Genomic DNA, 14796 nt, shown 5'->3' on the forward strand with positions numbered 1-14796 from the left:
GAGAAAAACAATATGACGAAAGTGGCATTGGTCACAGGCGCGAGCCGGGGAATTGGTCGTGCGGTTGCTTTGCTGCTGGCCCGGCAGGGCTATGCGGTGGGGGTGAATTACCTGCGCGACGAAAGCGCGGCGCGGCAGGTGGTGGCGGAGATTGAGGCGCAGGGCGGTAAGGCGCTGGCGCTGCAGGCCGACGTGGCCGATGAAGCACAGGTGATGGCGATGTTCGCTGCGCTGGACGCCGGGCTGGGCACGCTCAGCGCGCTGGTCAACAATGCCGGGATTCTGTTCCAGCAGGCGAACATTGAACAGTTGACCGCCGAGCGCATCAATCAGGTGCTCGGCACCAACGTGACCGGTTACTTCCTGTGTTGCCGCGAGGCGGTGAAGCGCATGGCGCTGCGCCATGGCGGGCAGGGCGGCGCTATCGTCAACGTTTCCTCCGTGGCGTCCCGGTTGGGAGCTGCCGGGGAATACGTCGATTACGCCGCCTCGAAAGGCGCCGTCGATACCCTGACCATCGGGTTATCGCGCGAGGTGGCGGCGCAGGGCATCCGCGTCAACGGCGTGCGGCCCGGATTCATCTATACCGAGATGCACGCCAGCGGCGGCGAGCCCGGCCGGGTGGATCGCGTGAAGGGCAGTTTGCCGATGCAGCGCGGCGGGCAGCCGCAGGAAGTGGCGGAGGCGATCGCTTGGCTGCTGTCTGACGCCGCGTCTTACGTGACCGGCACTTTTATCGAGGCCGCAGGCGGGCGTTGAATGCATGAGGGGGGGGTGACATCCCGACGTGCGGAGTGTGTTTTGATTAAATAACAATCAAAATGTAGTTACAAAAATGTATGTCTATTTTGAATGGAATCAGGATAAAAATCACAGCAACCAGCGCAAACACCGCGTCAGTTTTGAGATTGCGCAACGGATTTTTCTGGATCCCAACCATTTGGCCGTGCTGGAGAGGATCGAGGGCGGAGAAGAACGCTGGCAAACGCTCGGTACGGTCGGCTCCTGTTTGTTGCTGCACGACGATCGAAACGGATGTCGAAGGCGATACAGTAGAGATCGTGCGTATCATTTCAGCACGCAAGGCCGATGCCAAAGAGAGGGGAAGATATGAAGCGCAAAAATTCAGCCAAAAATCTGGCGCATAGCGTACTCCCTCCGTTGACGGAGGAGCAGAAAGCGCAAATTGCTTCGTTGAGCGCGCTGCCGGATGAGGATATCGATTATGCCGATGTCCCGGCCCTGGGTGAGGAAAAGTGGCAGACTGCGGTGCAGGCGCGTTTTTATAAACCGATGAAAGTATCGAAAACCATCCGAATCGATGCGGATGTGTTGGCCTGGCTTCAGCGGCCAGGCAAAGGCTATCAGAAACGCCTGAACACCGTGTTGCGTGAGGCGATGTTGAAAGAGCATGAGCACGAGGAATAAGTCGTGTCAGACGGGTAACGGTCCGGTGAGGTTCTCACCGGATTTTTTTGCAGTTTTTTTAGGGCAACGCCTACCAACGTCGGCCACCTCTCGACGGAGCTCGGTCAAAACTATAAAAACGGTCATTCCGCGGAGCGTGAAATGTGACCGTTTACCGTTTATCTCCTGCCCATCGGCAGAACAGGGTCATCATAGCTATTCCCGGTAATATCATGCGCCGCGGGGTTACCCGTCGTGCAGCAGCGCGCTGCGGAACGACAGGATATGCGCCTGCGCGGCGGCGGCGGCGGCGGCGCTGTCTTGTGCGGCCAGCGCGGCGATAATTGCCCGGTGTTCGTCGATCACTTCGCGCATATGCCCTTCTCGCGACAGGGTGCTAGCCCAAAAACGCTGCGCTCTGGCGTGCAGTACACTCAGGATATCCGCCAGCATGTTATTGCCGGCGATCTGCGCCAGTTCCTGGTGAAATTCATGATCGAGTGTCATCATGCGCACTCTATCTCGCTCCTGGCTCGCGGCTTCGATTTGCCGATTGAGTTCGGTCAGCATCGCGATTTGCCTCTCGGTAATCTTCTGGCTTGCCAGCCGCATACACAGCATCTCGTTAGCCAGCCTTACTTCGATCAATTCCAACGCATCGTCCATCGACAACGGTGAAACCATCACGCCTTTGCGCGGGATGATCTGCAATAACCCCTCGTTGGCCAAGCGGTGAATTGCCTGATTGATCGGCGTTCTGCCCATATCCAGATCGTTCATCACCTGCGCGGTATTGAGATATTCGCCCGGCTTGTAGCTGAGTGTGACCAGCGCCTGTTTGAAACGCCGGTAGGCCAGCTCGTTCAGTGACACGCCGGCTTCTTCCGTCATCGGGCGCTGCGGGCTTTCTGCGTCAACAGTCTTCACGTTTTGCTCCTGCAAGAAGAAAGTTTTTAGACATAGTACACAAAAACATGGCATGGAAATCGCTTATTTGGTAACTAAAGATATAGTGAAATTTCACAGTGTTTTAACAAAAGGGGCGAAACGACCATGAGACTGACCTTCACTTTACCTGAATCCTGCGGCGCGGCGACGTTGAATGTTGAGATTGATCATCTAGTGATCGCCGGTTGGACCGGACGCGATCGCGAAGCGATCTTGCACCATATTCGTGAATTGGCCGAGCTGGGTGTGCCCCAGCCCAGTGCAATCCCCCTGTTTTACCGCGTTGCGGCCAATCAGTTGAGCCAGCAAGAGACCATTGAAGTCATTGGCAACGCGACGTCCGGCGAAGTGGAGCCGCTGATTTTTGCCCACCGCGGCGAACTGTTCGTGTCATTGGCGTCCGATCACACCGATCGTCAACTCGAAGCGCACAGCGTAGCGCTGTCGAAACAGATCTGCGTTAAACCGGTGGCACGAGCCGCCTGGCCGCTGCAGGAGGTACTGGAACATTGGGACAGTTTGATCTTGCGTTCGTGGATCAGGGAAGAGAGCGAATGGCGATTGTATCAACAGGGCTGCCTTGCCGCGTTGCGTACGCCCGGTGATTTGCTGGAACGTTACTTCACCGGTATGCAGCCGCCGGAGTGCGGGTTGGCGCAGCCGCAAACGCCCGATGGGTTGGCGATGACTTGCGGCACGGTGGCGGCGATCGGCGGCATTCGACCGGCCGGCGAGTTTCGTATGGAACTGGTAGACGAGGTGCTTGGGCGAACCATCAGTCATTGCTACCGCAGCATCGAATTACCGGTGGTGGCGTAATGAAAAAGCTGACTTTGATGCAGGCCACCGCCGGACTGGCTAGCGGTGAGTTCACCGCAGTGCAACTCACCGCCGCCGCTTTGGCGCAGATCGTCGATGAGCGGGGGGAGGGGGGACGCGCGTTTACGCGAACATACACCGAGTGGGCGCAACGGCAAGCGCAGGCCTCCGATAGGCGACGCGCCGCCGGCTCGCCTCTGTCGGCGCTGGATGGCGTGCCGATCTCGGTCAAGGATCTGTTTGACGTGGCCGGTGAGGTGACCACGGCCGGTTCCCGCGTATTGGCGGATGCGCCAGCCGCTGAAAAACACGCTGCGGTAGTGGAGCGGCTGTTGCAAGCCGGCGCGGTGGTGGTTGGCAAAACGACGATGACGGAGTTCGCCTATTCCGGTCTGGGCATCAATCCGCATTACGGGACGCCGGCCAATCCTTGGGAGCGCCAGGCGGCGCGTATTCCCGGCGGCTCCTCTTCCGGTGCGGCGGTGGCGGTGGCCGACGGCATGTGCCTGGGCGCGATTGGCAGCGATACCGGCGGGTCGGTACGTATTCCCGCCGCGCTGTGCGGGTTGACCGGTTATAAACCCACTGCACGGCGTATCAATGACGCTGGCTTACTGCCGCTGTCGCCTTCGCTGGATTCGATAGGCGTGATTGCTCATGACGTCGCCAGCTGTATTGCGCTGGATGCACTGATTGCCGACTGTCCGCTACGGGTGCCGCAAAAAACGTTGGCGCAGGCGCATTTTGCCGTGCCGCAAGCGGTGGTGCTGGATGAACTGCAGCCGGAAGTCGCCGGGGCGTTCCAGCGCAGCCTGCAATGCCTGAGTCAGGCTGGCGCACGTATTGAATTTATCCCCGCCACGGCGTTCGCCGAGCTGGCGGCGATCAATGCCGATGGCGGTTTCACCGCGCTGGAGTCCTGGCGTTGGCATCAAGCGTTGATCGCTGAACGGGCTGATGGCTATGACCCAAGGGTACTGTCGCGCATTCGCCGTGGCGCATCCTTGGGCGACGCCGATCTGCAGCTGTTGCAGCGACAACGCGCCGACTGGCAGCGGCGAGTTACGGCGGAGCTGCAGAGGTTTGACGCTGTGCTGATGCCGGCCGTGCCGATGATTGCGCCAACTATCGGCGAGCTGGCGGCGGATGATGCCTACTTCCGTTGCAACGGACTGATGCTGCGCAATCCCGCGATCATCAATTTCCTCGACGGTTGCGCGCTGTCCTTGCCTTGCCAACAGCCAGGAGAGGCGCCGGTCGGTCTGATGCTGGCGGGCTTGCCGATGCGTGATGAGGCGTTGTTAGGGTGGGCGCTGGCGATCGAGCGCTGCCTCGCCGACGCGTGATTTTCCGGTGGGCGCAGGCCTGCCTTTTGAGATGACCAGGAGAATATCCATGAATGATTCCCAGAACGGAATGCTGTTTGTCGCGACGGATGTTGCCACGCAGGATGATGCGGATTTCAATCGCTGGTATGACCGCGAACATGTGGAGGAGCGAGTGCGGGTGCCCGGCTTTTTATCCGGCACACGCTATCGGGCATTGCAGGGGGGGCGTCAATATTTGGGGTTGTATAAAACCGAATCGTTGGCCAGTTTCACTTCCGAAGCCTATCGCGCCGCGTTTCAACACCAAACGCCATGGTCGGTGGCCAGTCTGGAGAAAATGCGTGATCCAATACGCCGAGTGTGTGCGGTGGAGGCGGTCACTGGCCAAGGGTGCGGCAGCCATCTCTGTATCTTCGTGCTGCCGTCGGCGGTATCGGAAGCGCTGCATGCCCGCATTTTGCAACTGGGCGCGCAGCTGGCTGAACAGCACGGATTCGTGCGCAGCAGCCTATTGACGCCGGATGCCGAACTCAGTTCCCCGCTGCCGAAAGAATCGCGAGAAAACCGCCGAATGCTGCCGATGCTATTGATCGAAAGCAGCGACGCCGAAGCCGGCCTGCGTTTAAGCGAGCAGGCCGCTGAAGCGTTGAACATGTCCGCCGCCGATGCCTGGCACTATGTCCTTGGCTGGCAACTGACCGCACAGGAGTTGACATCATGAATGCATACACTACTGAAACGGCACAGGCTGCCACACCGGCCGCAGAAAGTGCCGCCGCACCGCCCAATACCGGCAAACTGGCGGCGGCCAGCTCGATCGGCACGGCGTTGGAATGGTACGATTTCACCGTCTACAACATCATGGCCGCGTTGATTTTCAACCATGTATTCTTCCCATCGTTTGATCCGCTGGTGGGCACGATTCTGGCTTTCTCCACTTACGCGGTGGGTTATGTTTCCCGGCCGATCGGTGGCATCGTATTCGGCCACCTTGGCGATGTGTTGGGGCGGCGCTTTGTACTGGTCACCACGCTGGTGATCATGGGCGTGACCACGGCGCTGATGGGATTACTGCCCGGCTACGCCAGCTGGGGGATTTGGAGCCCACTGCTGCTGGTGACGTTGCGCTTTATTCAGGGCATTGCGCTGGGCGGAGAATGGGCTGGTGCGGTACTGTTGTCGATGGAACACGGTAAGCCGCATCAGCGCGGGCGCAACGCGTCTTTTGCTCAGGTAGGGCCGTCCTGCGGTTCGTTGATCGGCACAGGCCTCATTACGCTGGTAACGTTGGCGATGTCGGCGGACGATTTTCAGCAATGGGGCTGGCGGATTCCGTTCCTGTTGAGTCTGGTGCTGGTCATCTTCGGTTTGTGGCTGCGCCGGGGTGTGGGTGAGACGCCGGCATTTTTGCAACTGGAGGCGTCGAAAGATGTTACGCAGTCGCCGATCCGCGAAGTCTTCACGCAGCACATGCGTCCACTGCTGATCGCAGGCGGATCGCGTATTGGTTCTGACGTGCTCTATGCGTTGGTGGTTGTGTTCACGTTGACCTACGTCACCACCGTGCTTAATCTGCCGCGCCCGCTGGCGCTGGGAGCCACCATGTTGGGGGCGATAGGCAACGCCGTCGCAGTACCGTTGTTTGGCTCGTTGTCGGATCGCTTCGGCCGTCGTCCGGTGTATATCGGCGGTGCATTGGCGGCGATAGTGTGGGCGTTTGCGTTCTTCGTCCTGCTCGACAGCAGTCAACCGGTGTTGATCTGCATGGCTGTGGTGATTGGGCTGTTGATCCATGCGGCGATGTATGGGCCACAGGCGGCATTCATCACGGAACAGTTCCCGACACGGGTGCGTTATGCGGGATCTTCGTTAGCCTATACCTTGGCGGGGATTATCGGTGGCGGCTTTGCCCCGCTGATCATCACTTCTTTGTTTAAATCTTACGACAGCACGCTGGCGATTTCCGCCTATGTTGCGTTGGCTCTGCTTATCACGCTTTGGGCGGTGTGGGCGGCGCGGGAAACGGCGCATAAGCCGCTGTAAATAGAACGCCGGGCTATTTGGGGTCCGGCGTTCGGTCAAAACCACAAAAACGGTCATTAACGGTCAGGTCGCGGAGCGTGGAATTGTGACCGTTTACCGTTTCTCTCCTGTCTGTCTAAGACGCACACGCATCATAACTGCCTGTTACTCCACAATTTCGTAATTATTCATTTCATTTCCTGCCCGATTTTTTTGACAACTATCACACCGCCATCGTTGACCGATCGCGGGGCGATGCGCTTTGCGTCTGCGCGCAAAACGCGGCGCGGCAAATCGATATCGTAATCATCGTCCTGGAGGAGAAAAGAAACATGCTGCCTGTAGAACGTCATCGCTTTATCACCGAAGTCTTGAGCCAGCGCGGCCGCGTGATGGTGCAGGAGGTGGCGCAGCTGTGCCACATCTCTATCGAGACGGCGCGGCGTGATCTGGCCTTGCTGGAACGGCGCGGCCTGCTGCTGCGCAGCCACGGCGGCGCGGTGTTCGTCGAGCCGCCGGCGGTGGAGAAAACCTATGTGCCCGCCGAGATAGACCAGGGGGAATCTTTCCGCCAGCGCAGCAACGAGGCGCCGGAGCAGAAAACGCGCATCGCCAAACGCGCGCTGGAATTTATCGCGCCGGGGGATTGTCTGCTGCTGGACAGCAGCTCCACCAGCTGGTTTTTGGCGCGCCAACTGCCGGATATCTCGCTGGTGGTATTGACCAACTCGTTGCACATCATCCAGACGCTGGCCTGCAAGGCCAACGTGCGCACCATCGGACTGGGGGGCGAGTATTCCGCCAAGTACGAGGATTTTATCGGCGTGCTGGCGGAGCAGATGTTGAAGGAGTTTGTGATCAACAAGCTGTTCTTCTCCTGCCACGGCATCTGCCAGGATGGCGGCATCCGCGAGAGCAACGAGCACCATGCGCGGTTGAAGCAGCAGATGCTGCTGGCGTCGGAGCGCAAGTTCCTGCTGGTAGACAGCAACAAGTTCGGCCGCCGCTCGTTCGCGCGCATCTGCCACTACCGGGAGATAGATACCTTAATCACCGATCGGCTCAGCGACGACGAATTTCGTCAGGAACTGGCCTGGAACAATGTCGACGTGATTGAAGTTTCACCCGCCGCGAAAAGGGCGGCGCGATAACAACAACGAAAACCCTTATTACAGCCAACACTTGTGGAGAGAGAACAATGAAAAAATCCGTACTGGTCGGTCTGTTTGCCTCGCTGCTGCTTTCGGTCTCCGCGCAGGCGGCGGACAAGCTGAAAATGGGCGTGGTGGTGAAGATCGGCGGCATTCCCTGGTTCAACGCCATGGAGGCCGGCATCAAAAGCGAGGGCGCCAAACGCGGCATCGATGCCTGGATGGTCGGACCGACGGCGGCGGATCCGGCGCTGCAGGTGCGCGCCATCGAAGATCTGATCGCGCAGAAGGTGGACATCATCGGCGTGGTGCCGAACGACGCCCGGGTGCTGGAGCCGGTGCTCAAGCGCGCTCAGGAAGCGGGCATCAAGGTGATCGTGCACGAATCCCCCGGCCAAAAGTACGCCGACTGGGACTTTGAGCTGGTGGACGCCTCGCAGCACGGCGTCAACCACATGAAAGCGCTGGCCGCCTGCATGAAAGAGCAGGGCAAGTACGCGGTGTACGTCGGCAGCCTGACGGTGCCGCTGCACATCACCTGGTCAGACTCGGCGATCAACTACCAGAAGCAGCACTACCCGAACATGCAGCTGGTGGGCGACAAGTTCGGCGTGGGCGAATCGCTGGATGACAGCGTGCGCACTACCAACGATCTGATGGCCAAATATCCCGATCTGAAAGGCGTGCTGGCCTTTGGTTCACAGGGGCCGATCGGCGCCGGACGCGCGGTGCTCAACCGCGGCAAAAGCAACGATATTTGCGTCATCGGGCCGTTCAGCCCGGGCCAGGGCGCTTCGCTGGTCAACCGTGGCGCCATCAAGGGTGGCTATATCTGGAATCCGCTGGTGGCGGGCGAAGTGTTCGTGCGCATCGCCGACATGATGCATAAGGGAGAAAAAATCACCGACGGCATGACCATCGAAGGCATGGGCAAGGTGCAGGTGGATGCGCAGCAGCACACCATTCTCGGCAACGTCACCGAAAGCCTGGATAAGCAAAACCTGCCGAAGCTGGTGAAGATGGGGCTGTAATCATGGCGATTTCCGGCAATACGGCAACGCAGGGCGCGCCGCTGATCGCGCTGCAGCAGCTGTCGATGACCTTTGGCGGCCAGCGAGCGCTGAACGCTATCTCGCTGGCGCTGATGCCGGGGGAAGTGCACTGCCTGGCGGGTACCAACGGCTGCGGCAAGAGTACGTTGATCAAAGCGATCGCCGGCGTGTATCAACCGGACGACGGCAGCCGCATCACCATCGACGGGCAAACCTTCGGTCGGCTGTCGCCGGATCAGGCGCGCGCCTTCGGCATTCAGGTGATCTACCAGGATTTGTCGCTGTTTCCCAACCTGACGGTGGCGGAAAACATCGCCTTCGAGCACAACCTGCATGGGCTGCTGGGATGGTACCGCCCGGCCCGGCTGCGGCGCACCGCCGAGCGGCTGCTGCAGGAGCTGAGTTTCCATCTGGATCTCGACAAACGGGTGGCGGAGCTGCCGATCGCCCAGCGCCAGCAGGTGGCGATCTGCCGCGCGCTGGTGGCGGAGGCGCGGCTGGTGATCATGGATGAACCGACCGCCTCGCTGACCCGCACCGAGGTTAATCAGCTGCTGCGCACGGTGGATTACCTGAAAGCGAAAGGCATCTGCGTGGTGTTCGTCAGCCACCGTCTGGACGAGGTGCTGGAGATTTCGGATCGCGTCACGGTGATCCGCGACGGCAACAAGATCGGCACCTGGCCGGCGGCGGAGATCACCGGCGATCGTCTGACCGAGCTGATGACCGGTCTGAAGCTGGACTATCGCCTGAAGTCGCCGAGCATGAGTAAGGATCGGGTGATGTTGGAGGCGGATCGCCTCTGCCGCACCGGGCAGTATCAGGACGTGAGCTTCCGGCTGCATCAGGGCGAGGTGCTCGGTCTATGCGGGCTGCTCGGCTCCGGGCGCACCGAGCTGGCGCTGAGCCTGTTCGGTATGACCCAACCGGATAGCGGCAAGCTCTACCTCGACAGCAAACCGGTGCGCTTTCGCGGCCATGAGGACGCGATCAAGGCCGGCATCGGCTACGTCTCGGAGGAGCGCCTGACGCTCGGCCTGGTGCAGCAACAGTCGGTGGCGGACAACGCGGTGCTGACCATTCTCGATAAGCTGCGCGGGCGTTTTCGCCTGATTGACGACTACCGCAAGAATCGCATCGTCGCGGAGTGGATCGCCAAACTCGGCGTGCGGGTGGCGGATCCGGACCAGGCGGTTTCGACGCTGTCCGGCGGCAACCAGCAAAAGATCGTGTTAGCCAAGTGGGTGCTGACTCAGCCGCGGATCCTGATCCTCGACTCGCCGACCGTCGGCGTCGACGTTGGCGCCAAGGCCAGCATTTACCAACTGATCCATCTGCTGGCGCAGGAGGGGATCGCCATTTTACTGATCTCCGACGAGGTGCCGGAGGTGTATTACAACTGCGATCGGGTGCTGCACTTCAGCGGCGGCAGCGTGATCGGCGAATACCTGCCGGGGCAGGTGAGCCAGCAACAGCTGGCGGAGGCGGTCAATGCGTAGATTCAACCTGAAACCGCGCGGCAACGAAGGCTACCTGGCCTGGGTACTGTTGCTGACGGTCATCGTTTTTTCGCTGCTCAGCGATCGGTTTTTGACGGTGCAAAACCTGCTCGATCTCAGCGAAAGCTATGCGGTGAGCGGCATTTTCGCCCTCGGCCTGTTCGTGGTGCTGGTGACCGGCGGTATCGATATCTCTTTCGCGGCGGTGGCCTCGGTGGTGCAGTACCTGATCGCCACGCTGGCGGCCCACTACGGGCTGGGCAGCCCGGCGGGCAGCATTCTGCTGGCGTTGGCGATCGGCGCCGCGCTGGGCATGGTCAACGCGCTGTTGATCTACTGCCTGCGCATCGTCTCGATCATCGTCACCATCAGTATGCAGGCGTTGTTGTTCGGCATGCTGATGTGGCTGACCAACGGCCGCAGCCTGTACGCGCTGCCGGACTGGTGGACGCTGCCGCGCAGCGTGCTGCCGTTCCAGCTGGGTGAACAGAGCTATCAGCTCGGTTTGCCGACGCTGGTGATGCTGGCGGTGGCGCTGCTGACCTGGCTGCTGCTGAACAAGACGCACCTCGGGCGTCAGCTGTTTGCCGTCGGCGGCGATGCGGAGTCGGCGCGGCGCATCGGCATCCGCGTCGGCCTGCTGCACCTGTTCGCCTATGGCTATCTGGGCGTGATGGCGGCGATCGGCGGCCTGGTGCAGGTGTACCGCATGGGGGAGGTGGTGCCCAACGCGCTGGTGGGCGGTGAGCTCGACGTACTGGCGGCGGCGGTGCTGGGCGGCGCCAGCCTGAACGGCGGCAAGGGCAGTGTGATCGGCACGCTGATGGGCGTATTCCTGATCGGCGTACTGAAAAACGGCCTCAACCTGATCGGCGTGTCCAGCTACTTCATGAACATGGTGATCGGCCTGGTGATCGTCGCGGCGATTACCGTCACCCACTACAAGAAACGCAAAGAAACCGACGTCGGTTTCGCCTGAGGAGCGCCTGATGGGCAACTACCTGAAATTTCGTCCGGACGGCACCGCCGTCGGCCTGTTGGCGCTGCTGGTGGCGGTGGTGCTGGCCTTCAGCCTGCTGATGCCGGGGCGCTTCTTCAGCGGCGCCACCTTCACCAGCGTGGCGTTCCAGCTGCCGGAGCTGGGCCTGCTGACCCTGGCGATGTTCATTCCGATCCTCAGCGGCGGCCTGAACCTGTGCATTATCGCCAGCGCCAACCTGACCAGCCTGCTGATGGCCTGGCTGTTCATCAGCTATCTGCCGCCGGACGCCGGGCTGGGGCTGCAGGCGCTGTGGCTGGTGTTGGCGCTGGCGGCGGCGATGCTGCTGGCCGTGATGATCGGCGCAGTGACCGGCGCGTTGGTGGCCTACGTCGGCGCGCATCCGATTCTGGTGACGCTGGCGACCATGACCACGGTTAACGGCATCGGCATCTACCTGACGCGCGGTGCGGCCCTGAGCGGCATGCCGGAGATCGTGCGGTTTATCGGCGCCGAGCGCGTGCTGGGCGTGCCGGTACCGCTGTGGATCTTCCTGGCGGTTGCCGTGCTGCTGGCGCTGTTCTTGCAGAAAACCCGGCTCGGCAAATGCATCTACATGAGTGGCAGCAACATCAACGCCACCCACTTCAGCGGCGTGAATACCCATCGGGTGCTAATCGCCATTTACACCCTTTCCAGCCTGCTGTGCGTGATCGCCGGGCTGGTGATGATGGCGCGCTTCAACTCGGCGCGCATGGGCTACGGCGACTCTTATCTGCTGCTGACGGTGCTGGCGATCATTTTGGGCGGTACCGATCCGTTCGGCGGTTTTGGCCGGGTCAGCGGCGTGGTCCTGGCGCTGGTGGTGCTGCAGGTGATCGCCACCGGTTTGAACCTGATGAACGTCAGCCCGCATTTCAGCCTGGCGATGTGGGGCGCGGTGCTGATCGCCGTGCTGGCGCTGAAGTTTTTCCGCCATCGCTATCGGCAGCGGCGGGCGATGCGCCGCAGCGCGGCCCAGGCCAGAGCCGCAGCGGGCCACTGATCCTTTTCCCTTTTGCGCAGGATAACGCTAATGAAATACCAGATTTCGCCTTCACTGATGTGCATGAACCTGATGGATATCCGGCAGCAATTGGCGGTGCTGAACCGCCGCGCCGATATGCTGCATATCGACATCATGGACGGGCACTACGTGAAAAACATCACGCTGTCGCCGTTCTTTATCGAACAGATCCGCCCGCACACCTCGTTGCTGCTGGACGTGCATCTGATGGTGGAGAACCCGACCGATTTTATCGACCCGATCGCCCGCGCCGGCGCGGACTTTATCTGCCCACACGCCGAAACCATCAACCGCGACGCGTTCCGCGTGATCAACCAGATCCGCGCGCTGGGCAAAAAAGTGGGGGTGGTGCTGAACCCGGCCACGCCGGTGGAGTTTATCCGCCACTACCTTCATCTGCTGGACAAGATCACCGTGATGACCGTCGATCCGGGCTATGCCGGGCAGCCGTTCATTCCCGAAATGCTGGAAAAGATCCGCCAGTTGCGCGATCTGAAACGCCAACAAAACCTGAGCTATCTGATCGAGATCGACGGATCCTGTAATCAGCGCACCTACCGCGATCTGATGGGCGCCGGCGCGGAAGTCTTGATCGTCGGCAGCTCCGGGCTGTTCAACCTCGATCCGGATCTGGAGACGGCATGGGAAAAAATGCTGGATCAGATGCGGCAGGCGGCCTGAGGCGGGGGACATGATGCGGCATTTTCTTGGCGTAGACGTCGGCGGCACCAATACCCGCCTGCTGTTGATGGATGATGACGGCGAGTTCAGCGGGTACCGCAAGATAGCGACCGCCGATTGGGCACGGCAGGCCGATCCGTTGGTGGCGTTGGGCCGCCTGATCGTCGGGCATTGCAAGGATCGTCAGGTGGCGCAGGTGATGCTCGGGCTGCCGGGGATCCTCAGCCGCGATCGTTCGCGGGTGCTGTCGCTGCCGTTCATTCCGGCGCTGGACGCCCAGCCGGTGGCGGCGCTGTTGGCCGATGCGCTGGCGCTGCCGGTGCGGATGGATAAAGACGTCAATCACCTGCTGTGGTGGGACTTGCAGCAGCTGCCGGCGCTGCCGCAGGTGGCGGTGGGGCTGTATCTGGGCACCGGCATGGGCAACAGCCTGTGGCTGAACGGCGACTTTTATCACGGGGCGCACGGCGCCGCCGGTGAGCTGGGGCACATTCCCTGGCCGGGCCATCAGGGCGAGTGCCCGTGCGGTAAACGGGGCTGCGTCGAGAGCCTGACCTCCGGTCACTGGCTGACCGGCTGGGCGCGCGCCAACGCGGCGCAAACGCCGTTCGAACGGCTGTTCGAACGCCACGGCGAACATCCGGATCTGCGGCGCTTCGTCGAACGATTGGCGCAGACCATCGCCATCGAAATGAATGTGCTCGATCCCCAGCGGCTGATCCTGGGCGGCGGCGTGATCGCCATGAGCGGTTTCCCGTTGGCGCGCCTTGAGCAAGCGATCCGCCGCCATTTGCGCGGGCCGCAGCCGGCGCAGGGGCTGGCGATCTCCATCAGCCGCCTGACCGATGAAACCGGCAGCAAAGGCGCCTGCCTGGCCGCCCGGCGCCACCTCCAATTGAGCAGGGAGTACCCGCAATGAAAGGCAAAGTCTGCGTGTTCGGTTCGTTCAACCTGGATATCGTCGCCGGCATGGCGCGCTTTCCGCAGCCCGGTGAATCGCTGATCGCCCGCAACAGCATGATGGGCGCGGGCGGTAAGGGCGCCAACCAGGCCACCGCTGCGCTGCGCGCCGGGGCAAGGGTGCATTATATCGGCAAGGTGGGGCGCGATGACTTCGGCACCTTCGCCCGGCGCCACCTCGCCACCGCCGGTTTCGATGCGGTGACGCTGTTCTCGACCGGCGATTGCCCGACCGGCAATGCGCTTATCTACGTTGCCGGCGAGGAGGCGGAGAACATGATCGCCGTCGATCCCGGCGCCAACCTGACGGTCAGCGAAGACGAGGTGCGCCAGTGCCGCCCGGCGATCGCCGCGGCGGACATTCTGTTGACCCAGCTGGAGAACAATCTGCCGGCGATTGAGCAGGTGATCGCCATCGCCCGCGAGGCGCAGACGTTCATCATCCTCAACCCGGCGCCGTTTCAGCCGGTGCCGGACAGCCTGCTGGCACAGGTCGATATGCTGACGCCCAACGCCACCGAGTGTACGTTGCTGACCGGCGTGCCGGTGCGGGATGTGGCTTCGGCGCGCCAGGCGGCGCAGGTGCTGCATGCCAAAGGCATTCGCTTACTGATCGTGACCTTGGGCACGCAGGGGGCGTTGTTCTCGGACGGGGAAAACAGCGAGCTGATCCCGGCGTTTCCAGCGCAGCCGAAAGACACCACCGGCGCGGGCGATGCGTTTAACGGCGCCCTGGCGGCGCAGCTGGCGAATCAGGTGCCGTTAGCCGATGCGGTGCGCTTCGCCGCCGCCTATGCGGCGGTCTGCGTGGAGCGCGCCGGGGCGGCGGGATCGATGCCGAGCTATGAGGAGGCGTTGGAACGCCAGCGGGCGTTCGCTTGACG

The 14796-nt window shown here is 61.4% G+C and carries 15 protein-coding genes and 1 pseudogene; 15 read left to right on the plus strand and 1 reads right to left on the minus strand.

The features are described from left to right. The first annotated feature begins 12 nt into the window (after window positions 1-12). The 3 genes and pseudogenes from GF111_RS17290 (at window position 13) to GF111_RS17300 (ending at window position 1428) form a co-directional block, all read left to right on the plus strand. Window positions 13-759 carry an SDR family oxidoreductase gene (locus GF111_RS17290; RefSeq protein WP_147190264.1) on the plus strand — a complete coding sequence of 249 codons (747 nt, stop codon included), beginning with the start codon at window positions 13-15 and terminating at the stop codon, window positions 757-759. A gap of 76 nt (window positions 760-835) precedes the next feature. Further along, window positions 836-1148 (plus strand): annotated as a pseudogene (locus GF111_RS17295) (BrnT family toxin). Beyond that, a complete protein-coding gene (locus GF111_RS17300; protein ID WP_147190262.1) occupies window positions 1111-1428 on the plus strand; it encodes a BrnA antitoxin family protein in 318 nt (105 codons plus the stop codon). Before GF111_RS17295 ends, GF111_RS17300 begins: the two are co-directional and overlap by 38 nt. A gap of 225 nt (window positions 1429-1653) precedes the next feature. On the opposite strand, the gene GF111_RS17305 is transcribed toward GF111_RS17300, so the two are convergent. Further along, complete coding sequence (locus tag GF111_RS17305) at window positions 1654-2298, minus strand: GntR family transcriptional regulator (protein WP_170310519.1); 645 nt, start codon at window positions 2296-2298, stop codon at window positions 1654-1656. Window positions 2299-2460: 162 nt separating this feature from the next. On the opposite strand from GF111_RS17305, the gene GF111_RS17310 reads away from it, so the two are divergent. The 12 genes from GF111_RS17310 to rbsK all read left to right on the plus strand — a co-directional run bounded on the left by GF111_RS17310 (window position 2461) and on the right by rbsK (window position 14794). Then, a complete protein-coding gene (locus GF111_RS17310) occupies window positions 2461-3174 on the plus strand; it encodes a DUF2848 domain-containing protein (protein ID WP_047729910.1) in 714 nt (237 codons plus the stop codon). Next, window positions 3174-4520: an amidase gene (locus GF111_RS17315; protein ID WP_055316655.1), complete on the plus strand. Its 1347-nt coding sequence runs from the start codon at window positions 3174-3176 to the stop codon at window positions 4518-4520. The genes GF111_RS17310 and GF111_RS17315 overlap by 1 nt, the downstream gene beginning before the upstream one ends. Before the next feature lie 49 nt (window positions 4521-4569). After that, entirely contained in the window at window positions 4570-5223 is a 654-nt protein-coding gene (locus tag GF111_RS17320) for a DUF4286 family protein (protein WP_055316657.1), read from the plus strand. After that, window positions 5220-6545, plus strand: a complete 1326-nt coding sequence (locus GF111_RS17325) for an MFS transporter (protein WP_047729913.1) — start codon at window positions 5220-5222, stop codon at window positions 6543-6545. Before GF111_RS17320 ends, GF111_RS17325 begins: the two co-directional genes overlap by 4 nt. A 311-nt stretch (window positions 6546-6856) precedes the next feature. Continuing rightward, window positions 6857-7675 (plus strand): DeoR/GlpR family DNA-binding transcription regulator, encoded by an 819-nt coding sequence (locus GF111_RS17330; protein WP_004931653.1) that lies wholly within the window; start codon window positions 6857-6859, stop codon window positions 7673-7675. Between the two features lie 47 nt (window positions 7676-7722). Beyond that, the gene (locus tag GF111_RS17335) at window positions 7723-8706 is read left to right on the plus strand and encodes a substrate-binding domain-containing protein (RefSeq protein ID WP_047729915.1); all 984 of its coding nucleotides are present in this window, start codon (window positions 7723-7725) and stop codon (window positions 8704-8706) included. A 2-nt stretch (window positions 8707-8708) separates the two neighbouring features. Continuing rightward, window positions 8709-10226, plus strand: coding sequence for a sugar ABC transporter ATP-binding protein (locus GF111_RS17340; protein ID WP_147190260.1), 1518 nt, complete (start codon window positions 8709-8711; stop codon window positions 10224-10226). Beyond that, a complete protein-coding gene (locus tag GF111_RS17345) occupies window positions 10219-11205 on the plus strand; it encodes an ABC transporter permease (RefSeq protein ID WP_147190258.1) in 987 nt (328 codons plus the stop codon). The genes GF111_RS17340 and GF111_RS17345 overlap by 8 nt, the downstream gene beginning before the upstream one ends. Window positions 11206-11215: 10 nt before the next feature. Further along, entirely contained in the window at window positions 11216-12250 is a 1035-nt protein-coding gene (locus GF111_RS17350) for an ABC transporter permease (RefSeq protein ID WP_047729918.1), read from the plus strand. Window positions 12251-12280: 30 nt separating this feature from the next. Continuing rightward, window positions 12281-12952 carry a D-allulose 6-phosphate 3-epimerase gene (alsE, locus tag GF111_RS17355; protein ID WP_033635837.1) on the plus strand — a complete coding sequence of 224 codons (672 nt, stop codon included), beginning with the start codon at window positions 12281-12283 and terminating at the stop codon, window positions 12950-12952. Between the two features lie 10 nt (window positions 12953-12962). Then, a complete protein-coding gene (gene alsK, locus GF111_RS17360; protein ID WP_147190256.1) occupies window positions 12963-13871 on the plus strand; it encodes an allose kinase in 909 nt (302 codons plus the stop codon). Then, the gene (rbsK, locus tag GF111_RS17365; RefSeq protein WP_047729921.1) at window positions 13868-14794 is read left to right on the plus strand and encodes a ribokinase; all 927 of its coding nucleotides are present in this window, start codon (window positions 13868-13870) and stop codon (window positions 14792-14794) included. Before alsK ends, rbsK begins: the two co-directional genes overlap by 4 nt. Window positions 14795-14796 lie beyond the last annotated feature (2 nt).

The organism is Serratia sp. HRI (assembly GCF_010119335.3).
Taxonomy (GTDB): Bacteria; Pseudomonadota; Gammaproteobacteria; order Enterobacterales; family Enterobacteriaceae; genus Serratia; species Serratia nevei.